This window comes from uncultured Chitinibacter sp. (assembly GCF_945957625.1).
Lineage (GTDB): Bacteria > Pseudomonadota > Gammaproteobacteria > Burkholderiales > Chitinibacteraceae > Chitinibacter > Chitinibacter tainanensis.
The window spans coordinates 87,897-112,034 of sequence record NZ_CAMFLP010000002.1 but is presented as its reverse complement, the minus strand read 5'-3'; the positions used below and the strand labels follow the sequence as shown (position 1 = coordinate 112,034).

General features: G+C 58.3%; 26 protein-coding genes, 1 tRNA gene and 1 other RNA gene. 14 read left to right on the top strand and 14 right to left on the bottom strand.

What is annotated here, in order from left to right; genetic code table 11:
• Window positions 1–66 precede the first annotated feature (66 nt).
• Complete coding sequence (locus QV747_RS04360; RefSeq protein WP_273429499.1) at window positions 67–420, top strand: hypothetical protein; 354 nt, start codon at window positions 67–69, stop codon at window positions 418–420.
• A 60-nt stretch (window positions 421–480) separates the two neighbouring features.
• On the opposite strand, the gene QV747_RS04355 is transcribed toward QV747_RS04360, so the two are convergent.
• Window positions 481–2,802, bottom strand: a complete 2,322-nt coding sequence (locus QV747_RS04355; RefSeq protein ID WP_273429502.1) for an extracellular solute-binding protein — start codon at window positions 2,800–2,802, stop codon at window positions 481–483.
• Between the two features lie 177 nt (window positions 2,803–2,979).
• Entirely contained in the window at window positions 2,980–3,870 is an 891-nt protein-coding gene (locus QV747_RS04350) for a LysR family transcriptional regulator (protein ID WP_273429504.1), read from the bottom strand.
• Window positions 3,871–3,993: 123 nt separating this feature from the next.
• Here QV747_RS04350 and QV747_RS04345 point away from each other — a divergent pair, with 123 nt between their 5' ends.
• From QV747_RS04345 to QV747_RS04330, 4 genes are all read left to right on the top strand, one after another.
• Window positions 3,994–4,860: an MBL fold metallo-hydrolase gene (locus QV747_RS04345; RefSeq protein ID WP_273429507.1), complete on the top strand. Its 867-nt coding sequence runs from the start codon at window positions 3,994–3,996 to the stop codon at window positions 4,858–4,860.
• Complete coding sequence (locus QV747_RS04340) at window positions 4,854–5,552, top strand: DsbA family protein (protein WP_273429510.1); 699 nt, start codon at window positions 4,854–4,856, stop codon at window positions 5,550–5,552. Before QV747_RS04345 ends, QV747_RS04340 begins: the two co-directional genes overlap by 7 nt.
• Window positions 5,553–5,766: 214 nt before the next feature.
• Complete coding sequence (locus tag QV747_RS04335; RefSeq protein WP_081986712.1) at window positions 5,767–6,783, top strand: cation diffusion facilitator family transporter; 1,017 nt, start codon at window positions 5,767–5,769, stop codon at window positions 6,781–6,783.
• 37 nt (window positions 6,784–6,820) lie between these two features.
• On the top strand, window positions 6,821–7,402 hold the full coding sequence (locus QV747_RS04330) for a CNP1-like family protein (protein ID WP_273429513.1): 582 nt from the start codon (window positions 6,821–6,823) through the stop codon (window positions 7,400–7,402).
• A gap of 27 nt (window positions 7,403–7,429) precedes the next feature.
• Here the strand turns inward: QV747_RS04330 and QV747_RS04325 are convergent, their stop codons facing one another.
• Together QV747_RS04325 and proB are read right to left on the bottom strand one after the other, a co-directional pair.
• Window positions 7,430–8,845, bottom strand: a complete 1,416-nt coding sequence (locus tag QV747_RS04325) for a tetratricopeptide repeat protein (protein WP_273429516.1) — start codon at window positions 8,843–8,845, stop codon at window positions 7,430–7,432.
• 57 nt (window positions 8,846–8,902) lie between these two features.
• A complete protein-coding gene (gene proB / locus QV747_RS04320) occupies window positions 8,903–10,024 on the bottom strand; it encodes a glutamate 5-kinase (protein ID WP_273429518.1) in 1,122 nt (373 codons plus the stop codon).
• A 192-nt stretch (window positions 10,025–10,216) separates the two neighbouring features.
• Between proB and pnuC the strand changes: the two genes are divergently transcribed.
• Window positions 10,217–10,786 (top strand): nicotinamide riboside transporter PnuC, encoded by a 570-nt coding sequence (pnuC, locus tag QV747_RS04315; RefSeq protein ID WP_028450490.1) that lies wholly within the window; start codon window positions 10,217–10,219, stop codon window positions 10,784–10,786.
• Entirely contained in the window at window positions 10,783–11,304 is a 522-nt protein-coding gene (locus tag QV747_RS04310) for an ATP-binding protein (protein WP_273429522.1), read from the top strand. The genes pnuC and QV747_RS04310 overlap by 4 nt, the downstream gene beginning before the upstream one ends.
• A 56-nt stretch (window positions 11,305–11,360) precedes the next feature.
• Here QV747_RS04310 and QV747_RS04305 read toward each other — a convergent pair whose 3' ends face one another.
• Together QV747_RS04305 and QV747_RS04300 are read right to left on the bottom strand one after the other, a co-directional pair.
• Entirely contained in the window at window positions 11,361–12,632 is a 1,272-nt protein-coding gene (locus QV747_RS04305) for an O-acetylhomoserine aminocarboxypropyltransferase/cysteine synthase family protein (RefSeq protein WP_273429524.1), read from the bottom strand.
• Between the two features lie 134 nt (window positions 12,633–12,766).
• Window positions 12,767–13,936 (bottom strand): GGDEF domain-containing protein, encoded by a 1,170-nt coding sequence (locus QV747_RS04300; protein ID WP_273429527.1) that lies wholly within the window; start codon window positions 13,934–13,936, stop codon window positions 12,767–12,769.
• Window positions 13,937–14,130: 194 nt separating this feature from the next.
• Between QV747_RS04300 and QV747_RS04295 the strand changes: the two genes are divergently transcribed.
• The 4 genes from QV747_RS04295 to QV747_RS04280 all read left to right on the top strand — a co-directional run bounded on the left by QV747_RS04295 (window position 14,131) and on the right by QV747_RS04280 (window position 16,623).
• Complete coding sequence (locus QV747_RS04295) at window positions 14,131–15,069, top strand: carbohydrate kinase family protein (RefSeq protein WP_273429530.1); 939 nt, start codon at window positions 14,131–14,133, stop codon at window positions 15,067–15,069.
• 133 nt (window positions 15,070–15,202) lie between these two features.
• Entirely contained in the window at window positions 15,203–15,463 is a 261-nt protein-coding gene (locus QV747_RS04290) for a hypothetical protein (RefSeq protein ID WP_273429532.1), read from the top strand.
• 96 nt (window positions 15,464–15,559) lie between these two features.
• Window positions 15,560–15,982, top strand: a complete 423-nt coding sequence (locus QV747_RS04285; RefSeq protein ID WP_273429534.1) for a ProQ/FinO family protein — start codon at window positions 15,560–15,562, stop codon at window positions 15,980–15,982.
• A gap of 68 nt (window positions 15,983–16,050) precedes the next feature.
• Window positions 16,051–16,623 (top strand): SRPBCC family protein, encoded by a 573-nt coding sequence (locus tag QV747_RS04280; protein WP_273429537.1) that lies wholly within the window; start codon window positions 16,051–16,053, stop codon window positions 16,621–16,623.
• Window positions 16,624–16,702: 79 nt separating this feature from the next.
• Here QV747_RS04280 and QV747_RS04275 read toward each other — a convergent pair.
• A tRNA-Phe gene (locus QV747_RS04275) sits at window positions 16,703–16,778 on the bottom strand.
• 200 nt (window positions 16,779–16,978) lie between these two features.
• On the opposite strand from QV747_RS04275, the gene QV747_RS04270 reads away from it, so the two are divergent.
• Both QV747_RS04270 and QV747_RS04265 read left to right on the top strand, forming a co-directional pair.
• A complete protein-coding gene (locus QV747_RS04270) occupies window positions 16,979–17,920 on the top strand; it encodes a hypothetical protein (RefSeq protein WP_273429538.1) in 942 nt (313 codons plus the stop codon).
• Window positions 17,921–18,103: 183 nt separating this feature from the next.
• The gene (locus QV747_RS04265) at window positions 18,104–18,262 is read left to right on the top strand and encodes a hypothetical protein (protein WP_156129101.1); all 159 of its coding nucleotides are present in this window, start codon (window positions 18,104–18,106) and stop codon (window positions 18,260–18,262) included.
• A 76-nt stretch (window positions 18,263–18,338) separates the two neighbouring features.
• Here the strand turns inward: QV747_RS04265 and rnpB are convergent.
• Window positions 18,339–18,706, bottom strand: an RNA gene (gene rnpB / locus QV747_RS04260) — RNase P RNA component class A.
• Window positions 18,707–18,755: 49 nt separating this feature from the next.
• Entirely contained in the window at window positions 18,756–19,889 is a 1,134-nt protein-coding gene (locus QV747_RS04255) for a GGDEF domain-containing protein (RefSeq protein ID WP_273429541.1), read from the bottom strand.
• 136 nt (window positions 19,890–20,025) lie between these two features.
• Between QV747_RS04255 and QV747_RS04250 the strand changes: the two genes are divergently transcribed.
• Window positions 20,026–20,364, top strand: a complete 339-nt coding sequence (locus QV747_RS04250; protein ID WP_273429543.1) for a DUF2845 domain-containing protein — start codon at window positions 20,026–20,028, stop codon at window positions 20,362–20,364.
• Between the two features lie 34 nt (window positions 20,365–20,398).
• Here the strand turns inward: QV747_RS04250 and QV747_RS04245 are convergent, their stop codons facing one another.
• From QV747_RS04245 to QV747_RS04225, 5 genes are all read right to left on the bottom strand, one after another.
• Window positions 20,399–21,481, bottom strand: coding sequence for a phospholipase A (locus QV747_RS04245; RefSeq protein WP_273429544.1), 1,083 nt, complete (start codon window positions 21,479–21,481; stop codon window positions 20,399–20,401).
• A gap of 119 nt (window positions 21,482–21,600) precedes the next feature.
• A complete protein-coding gene (locus QV747_RS04240) occupies window positions 21,601–22,092 on the bottom strand; it encodes a hypothetical protein (RefSeq protein WP_273429547.1) in 492 nt (163 codons plus the stop codon).
• On the bottom strand, window positions 22,083–22,505 hold the full coding sequence (locus QV747_RS04235; protein WP_273429549.1) for a GFA family protein: 423 nt from the start codon (window positions 22,503–22,505) through the stop codon (window positions 22,083–22,085). The genes QV747_RS04240 and QV747_RS04235 overlap by 10 nt, the downstream gene beginning before the upstream one ends.
• Before the next feature lie 4 nt (window positions 22,506–22,509).
• Window positions 22,510–23,559 (bottom strand): dihydroorotase, encoded by a 1,050-nt coding sequence (gene pyrC, locus QV747_RS04230; protein ID WP_273429552.1) that lies wholly within the window; start codon window positions 23,557–23,559, stop codon window positions 22,510–22,512.
• A gap of 80 nt (window positions 23,560–23,639) precedes the next feature.
• Window positions 23,640–23,885: a sulfurtransferase TusA family protein gene (locus tag QV747_RS04225; RefSeq protein ID WP_028450472.1), complete on the bottom strand. Its 246-nt coding sequence runs from the start codon at window positions 23,883–23,885 to the stop codon at window positions 23,640–23,642.
• Window positions 23,886–24,138 lie beyond the last annotated feature (253 nt).

Genomic DNA, 24,138 nt, shown 5'->3' with positions numbered 1-24,138 from the left:
AGCCGTACTGCCGTCTTGACCCAGCGGGGCGAATTGACTTTAATCGCGGCAACATAGGAGTGCCCCATGCCATTGGCTGCCCAGATCCGCACCGAGATTACCGAGCTAGAAACCCTGCGTAGGGAGTTAGGCCCGCACAACGAGCAATTTGTCGTATTGCTGAATGAGCAGGCTTACGCGATTAGCTTTGTAAGTCGCCGCCCCAGCTCGGCCAAGGCGGTGAGCTTGCCCGAGGCTACCCGCCTACTGGAAGTTGATGCCCAGATGGTGGCACGGGCGTTGGCGAGCCAAGCAGGCAAACCTTTTCGTGCCGTCGTTCTGTTGGCCGCACTACAGGCCGAATTGACGCGCCGCCAGAGTCGGCTGCGCCAGCTGGAAGACGCCATCAGCGTTATCCAGTGGCTACCCAAAAAGCCCTAAATAACCAAGCCACAGCAGTAGCTGTGGCTTGGTTGGGTGACTCATTTCTGCAATCAGCGTTTAGCGGCGTACAACGGCCACCAGTTTGCTGGCCGCGGCAGCGGCGGTCATGGTGGGCGAATTCCAGAATTCGTACACCACTTCGATCCAGGCCTTTTTCAGATCATCTTGTACTGCCATATTGTGGGCCCATGATGGCACCAGGGTATTTTTCTGCGCCGCATCGGCAAAGTCGTTCGCCGAGGCTTTGCCGTAGGCATCGAGCTGATTGCGATCGATGTCGGTACGGGCGGGGATTGAGCCTTTGTGATGGTTGTATGCGATCTGGCATTCCGGGCTCATCAACAGCTCGGCAAAGTCACGCTGGGCAATTGCGCGGGCCGGATCATCTTGCCGGAACATGGTGAGGGTGTCCGCGGCAAAGCTGTACTCACCAGCCTGGTTGGGCGCGGGCCAGAAATAATAATCGGTGCCCGCCTGCTTGCCGGCGGTGTCGAATTCACCTTTGACCCAATCCCCCATCAGCTGCATTGCGGCGCGAGCATTGATGATGTCGGCAGAAACCAGATTCCAGTCGCGGCCTACCGGGTCTTCGCTACAGAAGGGTTTGATCCGCCGGAATAATTCCAGCGCCTGAATCGTTTGCTGGCCACTCAAGGTGGCCGGGTCGAGCCGGCTGAAGGCATCGTTATAGTATTTAGCTCCGCCCATCCCCAGTGCTACTGCTTCAAACAGCGTCGCTACTTGCCATTTCACCTCACTGTGCGCGATCGGAGTGATGCCGGCCGCCTGCAGTTTTTCACATAGGCTGATGAATTCTTCCCAGCTGCGTGGCGGTTGGCTCACGCCCACCCGGCGCAGCAAGCCGACATTGGCCCAAATCACGTTCACCCGGGCGACCCCCAGTGGCACCGCACAATAATGGCCATCGCCGTGCATCTGATCATCCAGCACCCGCGGTAAAATTTGATTCCAGCGCTGACGCGCGGCCAGCTCGTCCAGATTGGCCAGAATGCCTTTACCTGCCCACGCTTGGATTTTTACCCCGCCAATCGCGGCCGCAGTAGGAAGTTTTCCTTCCTCGACGGCTTTTTTCAGCATGCCGGGGACATCTTTCCCGCTATGATTGTCACTCCAGTGGTGGCCAATTTTATTTAACCGCGCTTTGATATCGGCAACCGCCCGAAAGCCGCTGGCAGCAAACCAGCCATGCAGTACCGAGATGTCTTCTAGTTTGAATTTGCCCACTGACGCCATTAATTCGCGGGCGCGATTATCCAGGGTTTCCAGCGCGCGTTTGGTTTGCTGCAGCGCTGAGTCGGAAGACTGGGTCATGGCGTTGATTTGTTCGGATGACTGCGCCATTGTGGTGCTGGCGGCCGTTTGCTCGCGGGTGGCGTCGGCAATACTGCGCACCACTTCCACGACGTTTTGCATCCGGTTGCCGATATCGTGCATCAGATTACTGGCTTCCTGCGCGCGATCAACGCTATTGCGTACACCGCTGGCGGCCTGATCCATGTTTTTCAGTGCAGCATCGGTATCTTTAGCCACCGAGCTAATCCGTTCGGTGATCTCTACGGTGGCTTTGGCGCTGCGCTCGGCCAGTTTGCGGACTTCGTCAGCCACCACGGCAAAGCCGCGGCCTTGTTCGCCAGCACGGGCCGCTTCGATGGCGGCGTTCAGCGCGAGCAGATTGGTTTGCTCCGCGATGTCTTTAATCACGCTCACGATGCCGCCGATTTCTTTTGAGCGCTGCCCCAGATCGGCCATGGCGGTGCTCAGCGAGCTGATTGACGACTGCATTTTGGCGACTTCATCTGAGACACTGTGTACGGTGTGTGCGCCATCGACCGAAATCATCTGGGTTTCGGCGACCACTTCATCCACTTCGTTGGCGCTATCGGCAATATGGGTAATGCTAACGGTGATTTCTTCTACCGCCGCAGCCGAAGCGGCGACAAAATCAGCCTGCGTGTGGCTGTCTTTCACCAATTGGCCGGTGACTGCAGTGATTTCTTTTAAGCCCAGTGACAAGCCTTCCATATCGCGCTGCACTTCGCGGAAGGTGTTTTGCAAAGCAGTAGCAAATTCATTAAAGCCGCGGGCGGCTTCGCCGAGCTCATCTTCGCTGTGTACCGGAATGCGTTTATTCAGATCGCCACCGCCTTCCGAGAGATGAGCCATCGAATCGAGCAGCACTTGCATCGGTTTGAGCACCCAATGGGCCAGCGCCCCTTGCAGCACCACGACCGCCACGCCAAAGACTGCCACCGCGCTCCAGCCTGACCAGCCCCAGCCGGCAACGGCCCAGCAGGCCAGGATAATGCCCAGAACACTGACAGACAGCGAGGCGAGGAGAAGTTTGGACTTGATCGGCATTGCTGACACACTCCCGAGTAGGCCGCATTTTTGAGCGCGGCAGGTGCAGAGAATCTACCTCACAGCATAGACCAGGATTAGGCTGGTCGGCGGGTCTGATTGCTAGCTTGTGGCAATTTTGCGCGGGCGGCGATTGCGGATTCGCTGTATGGGCAAGCTAATTGACCCATTTGTCATTTACCACGGTTGCGCCTGAAAACGCGCATGCAAAAAATCCAGTAAAGCCCGCACTGCGGGCGATAAATGTCGGCGGGAAGGGTAGAGCGCGTAAATCGTCATTGCCGGCACGGCCCAATCGGGTAACACCGCTTGCAGCTGGCCCGTCGCCAGATAGGGCTGCGCCAGATACGTGGGCTGCAAGGCAATGCCGCCACCGGCCAGGGCCGCATGCAGCAGCACTGTGGCTTCGTTGGCGCTGAGGCGGCTACTGACGTTCACACTTTGCTGCTCCTCGCCGCGCTGAAACTGCCAGCGGCTTTTGCCAAAATTGGCGTAGCTCAGACACCGGTGGTGGGTAAGGGCTGCAGGCTCAGTAGGTGTGCCGTGTGCAAGCAGATACCCCGGTGCGGCAACCAAGACAGATGGACAGCTAGCGAGGGGTTTGGCGATCAGCAATGGATCGGGCTCGCTGCTAATGCGGATCGCCAGATCGATGCGCTCTTCAACCAGATTGACGGTGCGGTCGCTGACATTCAGATCGATTTTCAGTTGCGGGTGTTGCTGCAGAAAATCACTGAGGGCAGCGGCTAGGTGCGCAAAGCCAAACGACATACTGCTGGTTAGTCGCAGCTGGCCGCGCAATTCGCCGTCATGGCGGGCAGTTTCTTCTTCGATATCCCCCATCAGTGCCAGCATTTGCTGGCTGCGGCGCAGGCAGCTTTCGCCCGCATCGGTGAGGGTGACTTTGCGGGTCGTGCGTTGCAATAAGCGCGCATCGAGCCAGTTTTCCAGCTCGGCGATGTAGCGGGTCACCATGGCGCGCGACATATCCAGCTTGTCGGCCGTGGCGCTAAAGCTGCCGCTGGCGGCTACTTCGCAGAACACTTTCATTGCGGTGAGTCGGTCCATCTTGGTTCGCTATCTGATCGATTTTTGCAACAATATTGCGCAGTTTAGCCGATTTATCTGCGCAGCTCATGCAACTAAACTGGCGACCATTCAATCACGAACGAAATGCAAGGAGATTGCACCATGGTACGTCAAACTTTACTCGCCGCTTCTTTTCTCTTGGCCTTTGGCGCGGCCCAAGCCGAAACGGCGCCGTTGCAATTGAAAGTGTATAACGCTGATGGCGCGAGCTTTCATGTGAATTCCACCCTCGTGTACGGCCAGAAAGAAGCGCTGGTGATCGATGCCGGTTTTACCAAGGCCGATGCACTGCGAATTGCCGCCAATGTGCTCGATAGCGGCAAAACCCTGACCACCATTCTGGTGAGCCAAGCTGACCCGGATTACTACTTCGGCGTGGAAACGCTGAAACAATTCTTCCCACAGGCCAAAGTGGTGGCGACGCCAGCCGTATTGGCCAAGATCAAGGCCAAATTGCCCGCCAAAGTGGCTTTCTGGGGCCCGAAAATGGGGGCCAATGCCCCGGTACAACCGGTGGTACCTGAAGCGCTAAACACCACCACTTTGCGCGTTGATGGCCAAGCGGTCGAGATTCGCGGTACTACTGGTGCGCTGGCGCACCGGCCGTATGTGTGGATTCCGGCCATCAAAGCCATTGCTGGCAATGTGGGTGTGCTCAATGGCCTGCACGTGTGGACTGCCGACACGCAATCGGCTGCCGAGCGCAAAGCTTGGGTTGCCCAATTGGATGAAATGGCTGCACTGAAACCGACTGTGGTCGTGCCAGGGCATATGCAGGCGGGTGCGAAAATGGATATCAGCGCCATCGATTACACCAAGGCTTACCTGCAAACATTCGAGCAACAATTGCCGCAAGCGGCCAACGGCACCGCACTGATTGAGGCAATGAAAAAAGCTTATCCAGATGCCGGCTTGGGGATCGCGCTGGAGATTGGCGCCAAAGTAAACAAAGGTGAAATGCAATGGTAAGCCCACAACTCACGCTGCATTATGTGTTTGATCCGCTGTGTGGCTGGTGTTATGCCGCCGCCCCGCTGATCGAAGCCGCTGCCGCTTTGCCTACAGTGCAGCTCGTGTTACACCCGGGCGGCATGATGGCCGGTGCAAATCGGCAAAGTGTGAGCCTGGCCTTGCGCGATTATGTGATTCCGCATGATCGGCGGATTGCCGAGCTGACCGGCCAGCCTTTTGGCGCGGCGTATTTTGATGGCTTGCTATGCGATAGCAGCGCGGTGTTTGATTCCACGCCGCCTACCTTGGCGATATTGGCGGCCGAGCAGCTGGCCGGCTTGGGGCGGGCGATGCTGGCCCGCTTGCAAAGCGCTCACTATGCCGCAGGCGAGCGGATCGCCGAAGGCACGGTCTTGTTGCAACACGCAACGGCGCTGGGTCTGGATAGTGTGGCCTTTAGCGCGGCCATGACTGAGCTGGCTGGCGATGTGGAGGCGCATTATCGCGCTACGCAACAGCTGATGCAGCAGCATGGCTTGCGCGGTTTTCCTTCGCTATTGCTGGAGCGGGAAGGTCGATTCCAAGTCCTCGATATCGGGCCGTTCCTGGGCCAGCCGGCGGCGTTTGCTCAGGCCTTGAGCGCCTTAGCTATGCTGACGCCTGCGGCGGTCGCACCGAGCGCAGCATTTTGTACGCCAGAAACCTGCTAAGTCAGGCTGATTGACCTAGCGATACACCAACGGCATCAAGCTCAGCTTGATGCCGTTTTTCTTGGGCGCTAGCCAGTGATTGGTGGCGCTTTGCGCTGGCGCAGCCCGGTGCACGCCCAGCTATGCTACTGTAGCCAAGTCCTCGCACTACTGCGGGTGGCCTGTTTAGATATACCTGCATAGGTATGTCGCTAAATGGATTATGGAATAGCGCATGGCGAACTATACCCCTCATACGGCGAAGAAATATCCCGATGGTGTTTTGCATCAGCATCCACACGATCGCCCCGGTGGCCACAATGCCTGCCACGATCATCACCACGATCACAGCCACCATCATCATGATCATGGCGTGCCCAGCTCGCAAAAACGCCTACTGATTGCACTGGTGGTGACCTTCGGCTTTGCCTTTGTCGAGCTGATTGGGGGCTGGTGGGCGCATTCATTGGCGCTGATTTCCGACGCCGGCCACATGATGACCGACAGCGCCGCGCTGCTGTTGGCGCTGATCGCCAATCTGATTGGCCAACGCCCGGCCAATCAGGCCAAATCGTATGGTTATGCGCGCGCCGAGCTGATTGGCGCACTGATCAATAGCCTGACCATGATTGCGCTGGTGGTGTGGATTATGGTCGAGGCGGTGCAGCGCTTACTGCATCCGGCGCCGGTCAATGGCATGGGGGTCATGGTGATCGCGGTGATCGGCTTGCTGGTGAATGTGATTTCCGCATGGCAGCTTTCGCATGATCACGACAATCTCAATAGCCGCGCCGCGCTGATTCATGTCTTGGGTGATTTGCTCGGCTCGGTCGCGGCGATTGCGGCTGGGGCGGTGATTTATTTTACCAACTGGCAGCCGATCGACCCGATCCTCTCGATTGCAGTGTCCTTGCTGATTCTGCGCTCGACCTGGGCCTTGCTCAGTAAATCGACGCATTTGTTGATGGATGGCGTACCGGATGGTGTTGATTTAGAAGCCGTGGCCCGCACCATCCTAGCCACGCCGGGCATCAGCGAAGTCCATGATTTGCATGTCTGGAATATCGGCGGTAAGCGTAATGCGCTTTCGGCCCATCTGATCATCGCCGAGCCCGCCGATTGGCCGCGGATGATTTTACAGTTGAACGAGATGCTGGAGAGCCAATATCATATCGACCACGTGACGCTGCAGCCGGCTTGGTATAGCGAACACGAAGGAGAAGCGGTGCGCATTGTGCGGATCGAGCATTAATCGGCGGCCAGCGGTCGCCTACACAAGGATCATCTTGATGCGCTCAGTATGTACTCTGGCGATTATTTTCAGTATCTCGGTGCTCAGCTGGGCTGGGCCCAATAGCCCCAATGGCGCGAATCGTGATCCACGGACAGGTGGTAAAGCCGATTTCTGGGATTGGTTTTCTGATCAACCACCCGAAATTCCCGCAGAAGATAATGCCCTGATTCAGCCGCCTAAGTTAAACGAGCTGAAGAAATGGCAGGAATTTAGCTTTCCTGAGCGCAATAAATCCAGCAAATACTATCTGGCGCTCGATTCAGTGACCCCCGGCGCCGATGAGGTGGTGCGGTATGTGGTGGCGGTTGTGCCGGGTAGTGGCGCTAGTAAAAGCGTTATTTACGAGGGGATGCACTGCAATTCTGGGCAGTACCGTGCCTATGCTTGGGGCAAACCTGACCAAACCTGGACGGTAGGTAAAACCGTGAACTGGAAGCAGATTACGCGTGGATTTAATCAGTGGCAGTATGCGCTGACGGATCGTTTTTGCTTTTTCCTAGAGTCGTACAACCCCGATCTGATCAAACGCCGCTTTGACTTCCCGGTGCCTGAGCGCACTCTAGAGACCCTAGATTAAATACCACGCCGCACTCAGCGGCGTTTTTTATACCTTTGCTGCTAGCCCTTGTCTCACTTGTTCGACCACCGCCGCCCAGTCCCCCAATTGCGGCTGGCGGATAATCTGCATCGAGCGATACCAAGGGCTGTCGCTGCGCTGTGCTTGCCAGCGCCAGTCGGCGTCAAAGCGCGAGAGTAGCAGCGTGGGGCGGCCAAGGGCGCCGGCGAGGTGGGCAACCGAGGTGCAGACGGTAATCACCAAATCCAGCTGCTGCAGATAGGCCGCGGTGGCGGCAAAATCGGGGCAGTGTTGCATGTCGTTCCGCAGTGGCGCTGGCGCCGCTTGGCCATGTTGTAGGCTGCACCACTGAATACCGGGCTGAGCTAGCACGGGGGCTAGCTGGCTCAGCGCAATGCTGCGCCAGCCATTGTCTACTTGCTGGGGGTTGCCCTGCCAGGCCAGCCCAATTTTGCGCCCCGGCGGTAATTGCGCTTGCCACTGGGCTGCCTCGGCTGAATCAACCTGCAAGTAAGCTTCGCTGCTCAGATCGGCTTCGCTAATCTGCAAAGCGCCAGCTAGGCTCATATACGGAATATGGTGAGTAAAGCCCGCGTGGCTAGCCAGCTCGCTCACGATTTCCAGTTGCGGAAAGCTTTGCTGCAACAAGCGCTGCAACGCTGCGGGGACTAAGACGGTCACTTGCGTAAAGCGCGTGCATAGCTGCGGCAAGAAACGGGCAAATTGCAGCATATCGCCATAGCCCTGCTCGCCAATCACCAAGAGCTTCGCCTCGGACGCTACCGCTTCGCCCCGCCAGCATGGCAGCGGCGTCGCCGGATACGCCTTGCCCAGCGCCGCCCAGCGGGCCTCATAGCCTTGCCAGCCGGCTGCCCAGTGGCCTTCCAGCAAATCAAGGGTGCCCAAGCTGTAACGAGCCAGCGCGTGCTCGGGCGCCAGTTGCAGCACTTGCTTGTAGCAGGCGCGCGCCTCCTCCAGCCGCCCTTCGCGGCGATACAGCCGGCCCAGATTGTGTAGTGAATCCAGATGCTGCGGTTCGCGCTGCAGCACGGTAGCAAAATGCTGGTGGGCGGGGCGTAGCTGACCCAGATTGGTCAGGATGGTGCCCAGACTGTAATGTGCCGGCAGATAGTCGGGCTGGCTGCGGATTGCCGCGCGATAATGCTCGGCCGCGGCAAGTTGGTCGTGCTGGGTGAGTGCCAGATTGCCCAGATTGTAATGCGCATCGGCCCAATCCGGCTGCCAGTACAGGGCGTGCTCGTAGGCACTGCGGGCGGCATCGAGCCGGCCCAATTGTTTGAGGATGTTGCCGTAATTGAGGTGCAGCGGCGCCACCTGCGGCGCGAGCGCTAGGGCTTGCGCCATCAGCTGTTCGGCGGCGGCCCAGTCATTGCGTTGCGCTGCACTGCGGGCCAGCTGGGCCAATTGCGCCGGATCTTGCATACCTCACCCTTGTATTAATGTGTAAAGCTTGCTGATTAAGGCTTGGCGGGCAATACCTTAGGAAATTACCAGATTGTCGCGGTGAATCAGCTCGGCTTCATCAATGTAGCCCAGCTTGGCTTCGATTTGGCCGGTGGGGCTGCGCAGAATACGGCTGGTTTCCTGCGAGCTGTAATTGATCAGACCGCGGGCGATTTCTTGCCCGCTGGCATCAACGCAGCTCACGACCTCGCCGCGCAAAAATTCGCCGTCCACGGCGATCACCCCGATCGGCAGCAGGCTTGAGCCACCTTGTTTCAGCGCCCGTACTGCACCGGCATCCAGCGTTACGCGGCCTTTGAGCTGGAGGTGATCGGCAATCCACTGCTTTTTGGCATGCAATGGGGTGGTGTGCGCGGTAAGCTGGGTGCCAATGGCTTCGCCTTTGGCCAGGCGGGTTAAGACATCGGCTTCGCGGCCGCAGGCAATGATGGTGGCTGCGCCACTGCGCGCGGCGCGTTTGGCGGCGATCACTTTGGTGTACATGCCGCCGGTGCCGACGCTAGAGCCGGCGCCACCGGCCATTGCTTCCAGGCTTTCATCGCCGGCGGTGGCAAATTGCACCAGCTGGGCCGCTGTGTCTTTGCGCGGGTCGGCGGTGAATAGGCCTTGCTGGTCGGTCAGGATGACCAGCGCATCGCCCTCAATCAGATTGGTTACTAATGCACCCAAAGTGTCGTTGTCGCCAAATTTAATTTCCGCGGTGACCACGGTATCGTTTTCATTAATGATCGGAATCACGCCCAGCTGCAATAAGGTCAGCAAGGTTGACCGAGCATTCAGATAGCGGGTGCGATCGGCCAGGTCTTCGTGGGTAAGCAGCACTTGGGCGCAAGTGAGGCCATGCGCCTGAAAAGCCGCCTCGTACGCGCGGCACAGGCCCATCTGGCCCACCGCTGCGGCCGCTTGTTTTTCGTGGATGGCGGTGGGTTTGCTGCTCCAGCCCAGGCGGGCCACGCCCTCGGCGACCGCACCAGACGATACCAGTACCACCTGTTTGCCTTGGCGAGCCAACTCGGCAATCTCTTTGGCCCAGCGGGCCAGAGCCTGATGATCGAGGCCTTTACCATCATTGGTAACAAGGCTGGAGCCTACTTTGATAACAAGGCGTTGGGCGAGTGGCAGGGCTGCTTGGGTCATGGCGATCTTTCCGCATTGGTTAGGGCTGATTATACCGTGAGCCACGCCGCTTGCTGCCAGCATTTGGCCCGATCATGGCGCAACTTGCGGTGACGCAAAGCACAGTGCATTTGCGGCACGCAGGCGGACTGCCCCACTAGCCAGCTGGCTGCGGCGCGGTACACTAACGCTTTTGCCCCGGAAGGAACCCGGATGACTGCTTTGGAGATCATCGGCTTTGCCCTGACTATTTTGGCTATCGCCTTGGCGGCGCGCTCGCATGTGCTGACCTGGCCGCTGCAGCTGGTGGCCAGCGTGCTGTATGTGTGGCTGTTTGCGCAATTTAATCTGTTTGGCGAGGCCACGCTGCAGGCGGTGTATGCCGTGCTGGCGGTGTATGGCTGGCTGCAATGGCGGCAGCGTCGGCTGGACGCCACCACGGTGGTCAAATTGCCGGTACAACGCCTCAGCCGCAATGAGTGGTGGCTGATTAATGGGGTGGGCGTGCTGGCCACGGCGGCAGTGGCCAATTTGCAGATCCATTTTTTGCCCACCGATGTGCCGGTGCTTGATTCGGCGATCTTTGTGTTTGGCTTGTTGGCGCAGTGGATGCAGGCGAAAAAACGCCTAGAAAACTGGCCGTACTGGATAGTGCTCAATCTGCTGGCCAGCGGGGTGTATTTCTATAAATCGCTGCACATCACCGGCGTGCTGTATCTGCTATTGGCAGGCCTGGCGGTATGGGGCTGGCGGAACTGGCAACGCGAGCTGGCGGCGGCATGACCCGCAAAATCGCGATCGTTGGGCCGGAATCCTGCGGCAAAACCAGTCTGGCCCGCGCGCTAGCCCGCACTTTGCACGCGCCATGGGTGCCCGAGTTTTCGCGCCCATGGTTTGCCGCGCAGCGGCGCACCAGCTACAGCATGGATGACATTCTGGCGATTGCTCATGGTCAGCTGGCGCTGGAGCAGCAGCTGGCGAGTGAGGCGGAGTGGCTGGTATGCGATACCAGTGTGTTGGTGTGCATCATCTGGGCGCAGGTGCGCTTTGGCGAATGCCCTGCCGAATTACGCGCCCTGTGGCGGCCTGCGGATTATCAGCTGCATTTACTCACCGCCGCCGATTTGCCATGGCAGCCCGACCCGCTGCGCGAAAACCCGCTGGATCGCGATGCATTGCTAGTGCGCTATCAAACTGCGCTCGAGCAAGCGCAGGTGCCGTTTGCGCTGGTGGCCGGCCGCGGCGAGGCCCGCTGCCAGCAGGCCGTTGCGGCGCTGCGGCAGACTGGGTTTGATTTTTAGCCAGGTATATTGCTGCAGGCTTTGCTGGAATTGGCCTGTGGCGATATACCTAGGGTTTAGGCTTGCACCAAGGCCTGATCCAGATCGGCCAGAATATCGTCGATGTGCTCAATCCCGATCGACAGACGCACCATATCTTCCGAAACCCCAGCGCGTTTCAATTCATCAGGCGAGAGCTGGCGATGCGTGGTGCTGGCCGGGTGGCAAGCTAATGATTTAGCGTCACCAATATTCACCAGCCGGGTGATCAATTGCAACGCATCCTGGAAGCGTGCACCGGCCTCACGGCCGCCTTTCACGCCAAAGGTCAACAAGCCTGACGCTTTGCCGCCAAAGTACTTATTCACCAAGGGTTTGCTCGGGTGGCCTGCTTGGCCGGCGTAGTTTACCCATTCCACTTTCGGATGCGTGGCAAGGAAATCGGCCACTTTCAGCGCGTTTTCCACGTGTCTATCCATCCGTAGCGCCAGCGTCTCCAGCCCCTGCAAGATCAGGAAAGAGTTAAACGGCGAGATTGCCGCGCCCATATTGCGCAGCGGCACCGTGCGCGCGCGGCCGATAAAGGCGGCGGGGCCGAGCGCCTCGGTGTACACCACGCCGTGGTAGCTGACTTCCGGCTCGTTCAGGCGTTTGAAGCGGGTTTTGTGCTCCGCCCACGGGAATTTGCCGCTATCGACAATAATGCCGCCAATGCTGGTGCCATGGCCGCCCATGTATTTGGTCAGGCTGTGCACCACGATGTCGGCGCCGTGCTCGATCGGGCGGGTGATGTACGGTGTGGGCACGGTGTTGTCGACAATCAGCGGTACGCCTCCGGCATGAGCGACGGCGGCGAAAGCGGCAAAGTCAACGACGTTGCCCAATGGATTGCCGATCGATTCGCAATAAATGGCCTTGGTGCGCTCGTCGATCAGCGCGGCAGCAGCTTGCGGGTCGTTTGCATCGACAAATTTAACGCTGATGCCATATTGCGGCAGGGTGTGGGCAAACAGATTGTAGGTGCCGCCATACAGCGCGCTGGTGGCGATGATATTGTCGCCCGCTTCGGCGATGGTGAGGATTGCGTAGGTAATCGCCGCTTGCCCGGACGCCAGCGCCAGTGCGCCAATCCCACCTTCGAGCGCCGCTACCCGTTGCTCTAGCACATCGGTGGTCGGGTTCATGATGCGGGTGTAGATGTTGCCTTTGACCTTCAGATCGAACAGATCAGCGCCATGCTGGGTGTCATCAAAGGCATAGCTGGTGGTCTGGTAGATCGGCACCGCCACGGCTTTGGTGGTGGGGTCGGGGCTATAGCCGGCGTGGATGGCAAGCGTATCGAATTTCATCGGGCGTATCCTCGGGTTAAGGTTGAGGCTACTGTACCACTGCTGAAATCGGCGGCTAAATGATTGTTAGCACTAAGTTTGTGGCCGCTTGATCTATGGCAAAGTCGGGCCAAGCGTGACTTGGCGGGCGGGGCTTAGGTGGCCGGAGTAATGGTGATCGCGCCGCTACCCGCTGGATTTTCACCGCGCAGATTGCCTTTGCGGTATTGCAGTTTTTCTTCGGCTTTTTGCAGTAGCGACTCAAACTGATAGCCATGGCGGCCATATTTCACCAGTGACAGTGTGACCGAAAGGTGAAAGCAGTGATCGCCATGCTCAATCGCCAATGCCTGCAGGCTCATTTCGATTTCGACCGCCAGAGTACGCAATTGCTGCGAATTGTAATCGTTGAGCAATACGCAAAATTCTTCGCCCGCAATCCGGCCGATCAGGGCGTCTTCACCCAGGATTTTGCGCAATTCGCGGGCGCATTTTTTCAGAGCGACATCACCGGCGCCATAGCCATACCGCTGGTTCACCACGCGAAACTGATCAATATCGATCAGCATCAACCCCATCGAACCATTGTGCTTGCGGGCGCGATGCAGCTCGCGCCCAGCGTGCTCTTCGAGGCCACGGCGATTCAGGAGACCGGTGAGCGCGTCATAGCGCACCAGTTTGCTGAGGCGGGCATGCAGGCGGTGCGCTACCAGCAGTTGATAGCTATACGGCAAGATAAGGCTGATCAGGCAGGCGAGGATTGCCCAAATGCTGGCGGCGCGTTCCAGCGATAGCACACCACTGGCGGTACCTAAGGCACTCAGCGCTAGCGTGAGCGAGAGACCCTGCATGCAGCCGACCAGCAGCCAGCGGGGAGCGCTCCAATGCTCGTCATTGCCGGGGTGAAACGCTTCGCGGGAAATCTGGAAGGCCAGCGGCGCCAGCAATAGCGCATGTAGCAGCGGTGCTTGGTGCGGCAAAATCAGGCCACTCAGGCTCATGATGAGTGCCACCAGCCACAAGGGGACCAAGGCCCCCCACCAGCCCAGTAGGGCCGGGCGGGCAAAAGTGCGGCGGGTGCCCGCCAAAAGCACCAGCTGACCCAGCAACAGACACAGCACACCCAGCCAGCTGAGCCATTGGTGGCTATTAAAAGTGGCGAGCGCCCACAGTAGCCAGCCGAGTTGATGCGTAGCGCCGCCAGCCGCCAGCGTGCTCACCCCACGCTCCGAGCGATGGCCCCGGGCAAGGCCCAGATACATGCCGGCCCCGAGGCAGGCGGCCAACATGGCAAGTAAAGACAGCGAGAATAGATCGAGCGGCATACCAACGACGGATAAGTAATTTCCCTAATGTGTGGCACTATGCCCAGACTGGATGTCAGCGTAAAGTCAGCTCCGACGAAAGGCCAGAAATCCCCGCCGACCGTGGTTGCGCTGCAACAGCGAATGTACTGGGCAAATTACGCCAGTGTTTCCATCTCAGCACGTATAATTCAGCCCACACTGAGGAGAAAAACATGTCTGCACTGATTTGCGGCTCTATGGCCTACGACACCATCATGGTGTTTCCCGATCACTTCAAAAAGCACATCCTGCCCGAGCAAATCCATATTTTGTCGGTGTCGTTTCTGGTGCCCGAAATGCGTCGCGAATTAGGTGGGTGTGCTGGCAATATCGCCTATACGCTGAAGCTGCTGGGCTCTGAGCCGCTGATCATGGCCACTGTAGGCAAAGACTTTGATCTCTACGCGACATGGCTGGATCAGCAAGGGATTCGGCGCGATTACATTACTGAGCAAGAAGGCTTTACTGGGCAGTGTTTTATTACGACTGACCTCGACGACAATCAAATTACTGCCTTTCACCCTGGCGCGATGGGGATGTCGCATGTGAATACATTGGCAATGGTGAAAGAGCCATTGCAAATCGGGATCGTGTCCCCGGATGGCAAACAAGGCATGCAAGAGCACGCGCGGCAGCTGGCCGCGGCTAAGGTGCCATTCATTTTTGATCCGGGCCAGGGTATGCCGATGTTTAGTGGTGAAGAGCTGCTGGAATTGGTTGAGCTCGCAAGCTACTTAACGCTCAACGATTACGAAGCTGAAATGCTCAGCAAAGCCACCGGACTCAGTATTGCGCAGTTGGCCACCAAGGTTGAAGCCTTGATCGTTACATTGGGCGCGCAAGGTGCGCAGATTTATGCCAATGGCGTCTGCCATCAGATCCCAGCTGTGCCAGCGGCGGCCGTAGTGGACCCAACAGGTTGTGGCGATGCCTTCCGGGCCGGCTTATTGCATGGCTTGCTGCAAGGTTGGGATTGGCCCACGACCGGTCGGCTGGCGTCATTGCTGGGTAGCATCAAGATTGCGCATCAAGGCGGGCAAAATCACAAGTTCACTCGCGCGGAACTGGCTGAGCAATATCTGGCCGCATTCGGGCAGGCGCTACCAGCATAAATCTAAGGCTGAAAATGTACTGACGCAGCTTGTGACTACAATTACACGTCATTACGCTGGCTGTAATTGGTAATGCAATTGTCTTATCTTGCTGGTATATTACGTAACAAAATTACTTTGTTAAGGTGCCAGCATGCGTCAGATTCTTGTGGTGTTTGCCTTCGTGTTTGCCGCTCAAGCGCAAGCGGCAGTGGTTGAAGTGGCGGCTACAACTGCAATTGTGGCGGCCAACCCGGCTGCTGTGAGCGTGTCTCTCTCCGCTCCAGCCTTGCCAAAAACTGTTGCCCCAGCGCCTGCTGCTCCGGCGCAGGGGCGCTTTGGCGCTGAGGGCTGGGCTTTACTAGGGATTGGTGCGCTTGCCTTGCTGGGGCGTCGGCGTAAGCGCTGGTCATAAGACTTTAGTCGGCCGTCAATCTGCAAGGCTTGGTATCGCAAGCGAATCTGCTAGAATGCCTGCTCGCAGAACCACTGTTTGACGAGCGTTGATCGAATGACCACCCCAGAAACCAAACCCGCCACCCCTACTACTTTTGGCTTGCTGAAAGAGCTGCAAAAACAGTTTGCGGTATTCCGTGACTGCCAGCCGCTGGCGATCGGGATCGACAAACAAGTGATTGCCGCGCTGCCAGAGATTAATCGGCGCGTATTGCGCAGTGCTTTGTCGATGCATACCCGGTCAGTGCGCTACCTGAAAGCCATGCAAACCGCGAGCGAGCGTTATAACCTCGATGGCAGCAAGGCCGATGCTGTGACCGATGAGCAGCGTGAATTCGCGGCTACCAGCCTGCACGAGCATTTCAAAAAAGCAGCGGACGAGCGCCGTGCTAAGCAGGCCGCCGAAGCGGCCGCTGAGGCCGACCGCAAACGTGCCGAAAAGCTGAATCAGCTGGCACAGAAATTTTCTCGCCACTAAACTGAACCTCCGGGCTGCTGCGGGCAGTCACTTGCCCAGCTGATTTGCCGGTGGGCGCAGGAGGAGATATGCGCCGTTTATTGCTAGCCATCTTGCTTGTTGGGCCGGTCTGGGCGCAAGACTTGGCCCCCATTGCTGTGCAAAGCACCGAGCGCAATGGGCATTTATATTTCTCTGCACAATTCAGTGTGCCTGTGGCCAAGCCACTGGCCTTCGCAGTGCTCAGTGATTTTGAGCATATGAGCGAGTTCATGCCGAACATGAGCAGCAGCAAGGTGCTGAGCCGCAAAGCCAATCGTTGGGTGGTGCAGCAGGAAGGCCAATTGCAGCTGGGCTTATTAAGCTGGTCGCTCAATTCCACCCGTGAGATCGAATTAATCGGTCTGGACGAAATTGTGGCGCATAGCTTGGATGCGCAGCAAGGCGCCTTCAGTAGCCGTATGCAGCTGCAACAGCAGGCGCAATCCACCACCATGAGCTATGCCGCCGACTGGCAGCCAGCTTCGGGCTGGATGGCCAGTCTGGGTAAGCAGTATGTGCAACAGCAGATGCAGCAGCAATTTGCGGCTATGCAGAAAGAGATGCTACGCCGCAGCAAAATGCAGCTGGCTTCCGCCCCGCAGATTGAGGTGGCGCGCTAGGGTCCTGCAAATGACGTCTTGAAATGGGGCGTGCAAAACAAAAAAGCCAACCCGAAGGTTGGCTTTTTTGTTTAATTCTTGGTGGCCAATCGCGGAATCGAACCACGGACACGCGGATTTTCAATCCGCTGCTCTACCAACTGAGCTAATTGGCCAGTGTGCATTGCTGCTCACAAGGGTTGCAATTAAAGCGCATTCACTAGCCCGCGTCAAGGTTAATTGCGCAAAATGGCGCTGGTGAGCCGATGTGTGGCAAAAATGTGGCGCTCGTTGCGCTTTGTTGGCGCCGGCACAGGATGGTTTGCGCACAAGGGCTTGGCTTTGCTACGGTAGTGGCTGGCCAAAGGGGAGCAAAATGGCGCAGCAAAGTGCAGAACAAACATGGGCCTGGTTGCAGCAAAACCCGGGTTTTAGCGAATTGGCCGCGGCTTTTCCAGTATTGTGGGCCGGGGTGCGCGATGAGCTGGCGCAAACGTTTGCCCGCCGTGATCCGGCTGAACTCAAGCGCCTGCTAGCTAAAGCCGCGCAGCGGGCACAGCCGGATGCCCGTTTCCTGGCTGGTGAGCGGGATGGGCGTGCGTTTGCCTTGTTTGTCGAGCAGCAAGTGCGCTTGCGTTTGGCTGAGCTCGCCTTGCGGCAGTATGCGTTTTCGCTGGCTACGGGCGTGAAAAGCGGCAAGGTGCGTTTTAATTTATGGAATGGCTTGCTGGCACAAAGGCTACTCTTTGCGCATGATTTGGTGCGCAAGCCCGTGTCGCTGCGCTGGTTTCGCAGGCTTTGGCCGCTGATCTGGCAAAAGCAATACCTAATGCCACTGGTGGAAAAGCGCGGGATCTGGTGTTTTTACTCCCGGGAATTGATTAGCGCGCTGGCTGAATTGCTGCAGGGGCGCTCGGCGCTGGAAATCGCTGCCGGGGATGGCACTTTAAGCCGGTTCTTGCGCGAAGCGGGCATCCCGCTGCGCACCAGCGATGATTACAGCTGGGAAAAAGTGGTGAGTTATCCGCCTGAAGTTGAGCGCCTCGGGGCGATTGAGGCGATTCAGCGGTATCAGCCGGAGGTGGTGATATGCAGCTGGCCGCCGGCGGGGAATGGCTTTGAGCGGCAGATTTTCCGGCAGCGCTGCGTGCAGACGTATATTGTGATCGGCAGCCATTCGCGCTTTATCACCGGCAATTGGGCCGATTATGAAACCCAAACTGCGTTTGATTGGGCCGAGGTGCCAGCTTTATCTCAGCTGATTGTGCCGCCTGAATTACAGGCGGGGGTATGGGTATTTACGCGCAAGGCACAGTAGATAAAGCTTGTAGCCTTATACCTGTCGTTTGATTTGTAGGGGCGATTATTTTGCATCGGCCTTTGGCGCTGGTTGACAGGCCTTGACGTAATTTATGCACATGCCAACGGGGTATTGTTACCACGCGCGCCGATGGGCAGTGCAGGCACAATTTCTGCATGATCAGTTGGCAGGAGTAGTGCAATGAATGAGCAAGTACAGCAATTTGTTCAGCAGCGGATGGCGCAGGGCATGAATCTGAATCAAGCGGTGAATGAAGCCAAAAGTGAGTTTGGCCTGAGCGCCACGCTGGTGTATCTCTCGATTATTCAGGCGGAGCGTCGGCAACTGCAGTATGTGTAATGCAGTGATTCACCGTCGCTAGGCCGGGTATGAATGGCGATTGTGCCGTGTTGGCGATTTGAGTGGGGCTTAGAAAGGGCGAAGCGGGCCGATAAGCCGGGTTCTGTCCGGGTGTTGCCACCCGTGATCATCATTCCTCTAGGCGCGGCATTACTACCGCGCTCCAGCAACCTACCCGTAGACTCAGCGAGCAACCTCAACGCCTACTGCTTGGTCTTGCTCCGAATGGGGTTTACCCTGCCAGCGACTGTTACCAGCGCCGCGGTGCGCTCTTACCGCACCTTTTCACCCTTACCTGATCCCCTTGCGGGGCCATCGGCGGTTCAGCTCTCTGTTGCACTGTCCGTCGGCTCACGCCGCCCGGCCGTTAGCCGGCATTCTGCTCTATGGAGCCCGGACTTTCCTCCCCCGTGTTGCCACGGCAGCGATGATCTGTCCCGCTTCGCGGGGGCGATTATCCCCGTCCACTGGCGGGGGCGCAAGCCAAGGATGATCAATGGCCGCGCGGGGTAGGGTGAATTTGATTGCGGCCAGCGGCTTTGGCCTGATACAGCCGCTGATCAGCGAGGGCGAAATTGCTGTCGGGGTCTTGCTCGGTTTGCCACTCGCTCACTCCGGCCGAGAAGCTGCAGCGTAGCTCGGGCACGGTATCGCTCCAGCTTTGGCTAGCAAACGTGGCGCGGATTTCATCCAACAGCCGGCTGGCGGTGGTTTGATCAAGCCCGGGTAGCAGCACGCAAAACTCTTCGCCACCATAGCGGGCGATCAGATCGTGCGGGCGCAGCGTGCGCTGCAAATGGCCAACCAGCTGGCGCAGAATATCGTCGCCGACGGCATGGCCGTAGTGGTCGTTGATTTGTTTGAAGTAATCCAGATCAATCAGTGCCACGCTCACGGGCTCGCGTGTGGGGGCGGGCAAGGCCGCAACGGCGTCATATAGGCCGCGGCGATTCAGGGCGCCGGTGAGCGCGTCCTGAATGGCCAGGCGTGAAAGCGCCTGATTGGTTTGCCGTAGCAGCAAGAGATTAAGCCCCAGGCTCATCATGATGTTGCAGGTAGAGGCGATCAGAAATAAAAACTGCTCCAGCAGCGGCGAAAAACTGTCGCTCAGCAGGGCGATAAGGCCGGCGCGAAATAGAAAACAGCTGGCCGCCAGCAGGCCCAACAGGGGCAACATACCCGGCCAGCGCCGGCCAAAGGCTTGCTCGTGCTGCCAAAAGCGCCAGCTAAGTAGCAAAAAGCAGGTGGCTAGCGTGAGCGCGGTTAGCAGCATGCTCAAGCGCGCAGGCAGTAGGCCAAAGCTGGCTAAGAGCTCGGCGCTGCTGGCCACGCCCAGCAGGCTCCAATTAAAGCGGCAGAGGGTTTGCGGTGGGTTAAGGAGTAAGCCCAAGCTATGGCTTTGCAGCAGGCTGCCAGCGGCAATCAGGCTGATGGCCAGCGCGAGACTCCAGGCGGGCAGGTGTTCGGCGGCAATTTCGAGGCAAAGCCCGCCCGCGATACACAGGCAGGCCAGCAGCCAGTAGCGCTGCAGGCGCACTTGCTGCACGGATTCGTGGCGGGCGTACAGCCAGCCGCCCAGGCCGATGAGGGCGACGGTGAGGGCATAAACGAAATCGCCAAGTTGCACAGTGGTTCGCGCTCCATTCAGGGTGGCGCTTCTATACTAGCAGCCAGACTGCGGCCTTGCGCTGCGCGGGCTGGCTGGATGCTGATACGATGTATTAATGACGATACCTATATGGGGTATTGCTTTGGAGGCTGTTTTGAATAAAGCATGGGTGGCAATACCCGTAGCGCTGACGCTATTGGGCACGGAGGCCGCTTGGGCCGATACGAATCTTCGCTGTGGCAATCGGCTAGTCACTGTGGAAGACAGCCAAGCCTCAATCCGCAGCAAATGCGGCGAGCCCAGCGAGATCAGTACGCTGATCGAGCCGGCCCGCTATCGCAATCGCTGGGGCGAATGGGTAGTCGATCGCAGCCAGCCCGGCAACGAAGTCACCGTGTGGGTGTATAACTTTGGCCGCGATAAGCTGATGATGCAGCTGCGCTTTGTGAATGGCACGCTGCAAGACGTTCAGCCGCTGGATTATGGCCACTAGTCAGCACGCGAGGCGCGAACGAATGGCCGGCGGCTTATTGCCATTTCACCAGCGACACACCTAGCGCGACGCCGCGATTTTTGAAATTATAGTTTTGCAGTGAATCGCCATAGCCATCAAAGGCTTGCACATAGCCATGCAGCTGGCCGGCGAGCGGGAAGGCCCATTCCAATAGCCAGTAAGAGCGATTGGGTACACTGCTGTTAAATTTCAGATTATTGCGCCAGGTGAGCGCAAATTGATGTTTGCCCCAAGGATAGGTCAACAGGGTTTCCATACGGCCGCTGTAGTCGGTGATGGCCGGGTTGTCATCATCGGCCGGGTCTTCTTTGAGTCGCCACCATGGCTTGATAATCACCGACAAATCACCCGAGCTCAGGCCCACGCTGGCATACAGGCGATTCCACGAGCGGGAGAGCGGCAAGGTTTGGCCATTGGATTGGTGCACCAGGCCAAGATTGAGCATGCGTAGCCGCAGCCAGTCGGGGCCCAACGCCAAGGGCAAGGTGGCCCAGATTTCCGGCTGGTAATCGGTTTCGCGAAATGGCGCAGAGGTTTCCTGATCGTAAACCTGCCAATAGCTTTGCTGGGTGTAGGCGCCCCACAGATCAATCGGGCTGCCTAGCATGTCTTCCCAGAATTTGGTTTTGAATGAAAGCTGGAATTTGGCTTCGAGATTTTTAAAGCTATCGGCCGAGCGTTTGGCGCAATTGCGCGGGTTGAGCGAGCAAGGCTGGGTGTTCACGTTTTCCCGCCAAGAGAACGGCAGGAAATACACCGGCTGATGCGGCCGAATAGTGAAAACGCCTTTTTGATCGGCGGCATCGAGCTCCCAGCGCTGTGAAAACGCATCGCCACTGGCCAGCGTGGTGGCCGCGACCGGGCTCACGGTGTTCGTTGTACTTGGGATGCTCGGTTCGGTCGGCGCTGCGGCTACTGTGGCGCTGCTGGTGCTGGTTTCAGCTGGCGTGGCCACGGGGCTCACGTTGCGGGCTAGCTGATCGTAGCAAGCCAAGCGGGCGTGATTATCGGCGATGCTTTGGCAGCTAGCGAGGTCGGCCGCGTGCGCGGCGCCGCTGAGAAGGAATAGCCAGGATAGGGTACGGAGCTTGAACATGGAACAGGCCAGCAGGCGAAATGATCATGCCGCGATCATAGCATTCTGGCCTGCTGGGCCCTGGTTCTGGCAGCGCGGCGCGGTGTGCTTACAACGCTTTGAGCCGATGCTAAGTGTGCTTATTCGGCAGCGGCGTCTTCTGCGCGCACAATGCTCAGCCCGGTGGCTGCGGCCAGCTCGGTTTGTAGCTGGCTCGCGGCCACAATATTGCGCGCGCTGGCCGGCCAGTGGGCAAAAGCAAAGCGGGCCACTTGCTCGGGGTTGTCCGGCTCGCCGCAGATCATGAGCCAGACCGTATCGCGGCGGAAGAGATTCGGATCTTGCTCGAGGCGGATCTCACGAAACGCGCTCACTGGCGCGCTCACGGTGCGAATCGGCAGCAGACCCAGCAGTAGGGTGCGGCGCTGAAAATGGCCCGCGATCAGGCGCTGCTCGCTCGGCAGCGCCCAAAACAGCGCCAGCCCTGCCAAAATCGAATAATAAAACAGCCCGAAGAAATGATTTTCAAACTGGGTGGATTGAATCAAAGGCCGGCCCCAGACCGCTAGCGCCAGCAGCGCCAGCCCCCAGAGCAGCCAGCTGTGCTGGCGTGGGCTACGAATTATGGGCATACAAGCTCCGAAGAACGTCCGGCGTGATGGCAGGGCAGCTCAGCCGTGGGGGAGTACCAATCGGCACCGCTACCTACCCAGATGTGGGCGTCAGGGCGCTGTGCCAGTGGGGTGTCCAGCGTGCCGAGGGCAATCTCGACCACCCCGGCCGGAGTGGCGGGCGATTGAAAAGTAAGGCTGCTGCCGCACTGCTGGCAAAACTGGCGCACCGTGCCATTGGCTGCGGTAAAGCTGGCTAGCTGCGCTTCGCCACTGAGCCAGCGAAACGCGCGGGTGCTGCCAAAGGTGGCGAAAGCCGCACCGTGAAATTTGCGGCACATGCTGCAATGGCAATGCGCCATTTGCGGGGCAAATTCGCCTGCCGCATAGCGCACGCTGCCGCATAAACAGGAACCACGGTGAGGCCAGTCCATCGCCTTAGTCCTGCAGTTTCCAGTGGATGCTTTCACCGGCGCGCAATGGCACCACCACGCTATCGCCAAACTGATATTCGGCGGGCACGGTCCAGCTTTCTTTCACCAGCGTCACCTTATCCGGATTGGTCGGCAATCCGTAGAAGGCCGGGCCATTCAGGCTGGCAAAGGCTTCCAGCTTATCCAGCGCGCCGGCCGCATCAAATACTTCGGCGTACAGTGGCAGGGCCGCATGGGCGGTATACATACCGGCGCAGCCGCAGCTGCTTTCTTTGGCGCCTTTGGCGTGTGGAGCGCTATCGGTGCCCAGGAAGAATTTGCGGCGCACATGCTCATCATGAGCGGTGACGGCGCGCACCAGCGCCTGGCGATGCAATTCGCGCTTCAGCACGGGCAGGCAATACAGATGCGGGCGAATGCCGCCGACCAGCATCGCGTTGCGATTCATCAGCAGGTGGTGCGCGGTGACGGTGGCGGCCACATTAGGGCCGGCGCTGGCCACAAATTCGGCCGCGTCTTTGGTGGTGATGTGTTCAAACACCACGCGTAGGGTGGGGAAACGCTCAAGCAGTGGCTTCATGATGCGGTCGATAAACACCGCTTCGCGATCGAAAATATCGATTTCGGCATCCACCACTTCGCCATGCACCAGAAACGGCAGGCCCACTTCGGCCATTTTTTCGATGGTGGGCAGCACTTTGTTGACGTCGGTACAGCCGGCGTCCGAATTGGTGGTGGCGCCAGCCGGATACAGCTTCACCCCATGCACAAAGACGCTGGCCTTGGCGGCCACAATGTCGGCCGGGGTGGTGTTATCAGTGAGGTAGAGCGTCATCAGTGGCTGGAATGCGCTGCCGGCCGGGCGGGCGGCCAGAATGCGCTCACGGTATTCCCCAGCCAGCTGCACATTGGTGACCGGCGGCTTCAGATTGGGCATCACAATTGCGCGGCCAAATTCACGCGCCGTATGCGGCAGCACGCTGGCAAGGCCCGCGCCATCGCGCAAATGCAGGTGCCAGTCATCGGGGCGGGTAATGGTCAAGGTGGTAGTCATATTGGCAATCCTTGTGGGGTATATCCGTGTGGCTTAATTTGGCTATGGCCTATCGCCCGATACATGCTCGGGTATGGGGCTTAGGCGCTGCGCTTTTGAATCAGAAACAGAAACTTGCCCTCAGCTTGCCAGTGCTCGACCAGGGTATGGCCGGTTTGTTTGCAAAAGGCGGCAAAGTCGGTTGGCGTGGCTGGATCGGTGCACGTTACTTGCAGCAGCTGGCCGCCTTCGAGCGCAGCCAGGGCTTTTTTGGTGCGCAAAATCGGCAGCGGGCAATTAAGCCCGGATAAATCGGCACTGAGGTTCGGTTCGGGGCGGCTACTCATGGCAGGACTCGGACAGCAGGCAAAAAAGTCATTGTACCAAGGCTGTCAACGGCTGCAGTGGCTCGTGCAGGGTATGGCGATGGCGGAATGGTTTTTAGTCTGGGGTATTGCCACATCATCATTATAAATGCTTATGTTGAGCGATATACCCCGCTAGATGCTCAAGCCATCTTTTTGTTCACTGCCGCGTGAAACTTTTTATCGGCCCACCAATCAGAACCAGCGCAGCATATGCTGCACGGATAATTAGAGA

Excerpts from the sequence above, each read along its gene's own strand:
- QV747_RS04360 (WP_273429499.1), top strand. The coding sequence starts at position 67 with ATGCCATTGGCTGCCCAGATCCGCACCGAGATTACCGAGCTAGAAACC.
- QV747_RS04355 (WP_273429502.1), bottom strand. The coding sequence starts at position 2,802 with ATGCCGATCAAGTCCAAACTTCTCCTCGCCTCGCTGTCTGTCAGTGTT.
- QV747_RS04350 (WP_273429504.1), bottom strand. The coding sequence starts at position 3,870 with ATGGACCGACTCACCGCAATGAAAGTGTTCTGCGAAGTAGCCGCCAGC.
- QV747_RS04345 (WP_273429507.1), top strand. The coding sequence starts at position 3,994 with ATGGTACGTCAAACTTTACTCGCCGCTTCTTTTCTCTTGGCCTTTGGC.
- QV747_RS04340 (WP_273429510.1), top strand. The coding sequence starts at position 4,854 with ATGGTAAGCCCACAACTCACGCTGCATTATGTGTTTGATCCGCTGTGT.
- QV747_RS04335 (WP_081986712.1), top strand. The coding sequence starts at position 5,767 with ATGGCGAACTATACCCCTCATACGGCGAAGAAATATCCCGATGGTGTT.
- QV747_RS04330 (WP_273429513.1), top strand. The coding sequence starts at position 6,821 with ATGCGCTCAGTATGTACTCTGGCGATTATTTTCAGTATCTCGGTGCTC.
- QV747_RS04325 (WP_273429516.1), bottom strand. The coding sequence starts at position 8,845 with ATGCAAGATCCGGCGCAATTGGCCCAGCTGGCCCGCAGTGCAGCGCAA.
- proB (WP_273429518.1), bottom strand. The coding sequence starts at position 10,024 with ATGACCCAAGCAGCCCTGCCACTCGCCCAACGCCTTGTTATCAAAGTA.
- pnuC (WP_028450490.1), top strand. The coding sequence starts at position 10,217 with ATGACTGCTTTGGAGATCATCGGCTTTGCCCTGACTATTTTGGCTATC.
- QV747_RS04310 (WP_273429522.1), top strand. The coding sequence starts at position 10,783 with ATGACCCGCAAAATCGCGATCGTTGGGCCGGAATCCTGCGGCAAAACC.
- QV747_RS04305 (WP_273429524.1), bottom strand. The coding sequence starts at position 12,632 with ATGAAATTCGATACGCTTGCCATCCACGCCGGCTATAGCCCCGACCCC.
- QV747_RS04300 (WP_273429527.1), bottom strand. The coding sequence starts at position 13,936 with ATGCCGCTCGATCTATTCTCGCTGTCTTTACTTGCCATGTTGGCCGCC.
- QV747_RS04295 (WP_273429530.1), top strand. The coding sequence starts at position 14,131 with ATGTCTGCACTGATTTGCGGCTCTATGGCCTACGACACCATCATGGTG.
- QV747_RS04290 (WP_273429532.1), top strand. The coding sequence starts at position 15,203 with ATGCGTCAGATTCTTGTGGTGTTTGCCTTCGTGTTTGCCGCTCAAGCG.
- QV747_RS04285 (WP_273429534.1), top strand. The coding sequence starts at position 15,560 with ATGACCACCCCAGAAACCAAACCCGCCACCCCTACTACTTTTGGCTTG.
- QV747_RS04280 (WP_273429537.1), top strand. The coding sequence starts at position 16,051 with ATGCGCCGTTTATTGCTAGCCATCTTGCTTGTTGGGCCGGTCTGGGCG.
- QV747_RS04270 (WP_273429538.1), top strand. The coding sequence starts at position 16,979 with ATGGCGCAGCAAAGTGCAGAACAAACATGGGCCTGGTTGCAGCAAAAC.
- QV747_RS04265 (WP_156129101.1), top strand. The coding sequence starts at position 18,104 with ATGAATGAGCAAGTACAGCAATTTGTTCAGCAGCGGATGGCGCAGGGC.
- QV747_RS04245 (WP_273429544.1), bottom strand. The coding sequence starts at position 21,481 with ATGTTCAAGCTCCGTACCCTATCCTGGCTATTCCTTCTCAGCGGCGCC.
- QV747_RS04240 (WP_273429547.1), bottom strand. The coding sequence starts at position 22,092 with ATGCCCATAATTCGTAGCCCACGCCAGCACAGCTGGCTGCTCTGGGGG.
- QV747_RS04235 (WP_273429549.1), bottom strand. The coding sequence starts at position 22,505 with ATGGACTGGCCTCACCGTGGTTCCTGTTTATGCGGCAGCGTGCGCTAT.
- pyrC (WP_273429552.1), bottom strand. The coding sequence starts at position 23,559 with ATGACTACCACCTTGACCATTACCCGCCCCGATGACTGGCACCTGCAT.
- QV747_RS04225 (WP_028450472.1), bottom strand. The coding sequence starts at position 23,885 with ATGAGTAGCCGCCCCGAACCGAACCTCAGTGCCGATTTATCCGGGCTT.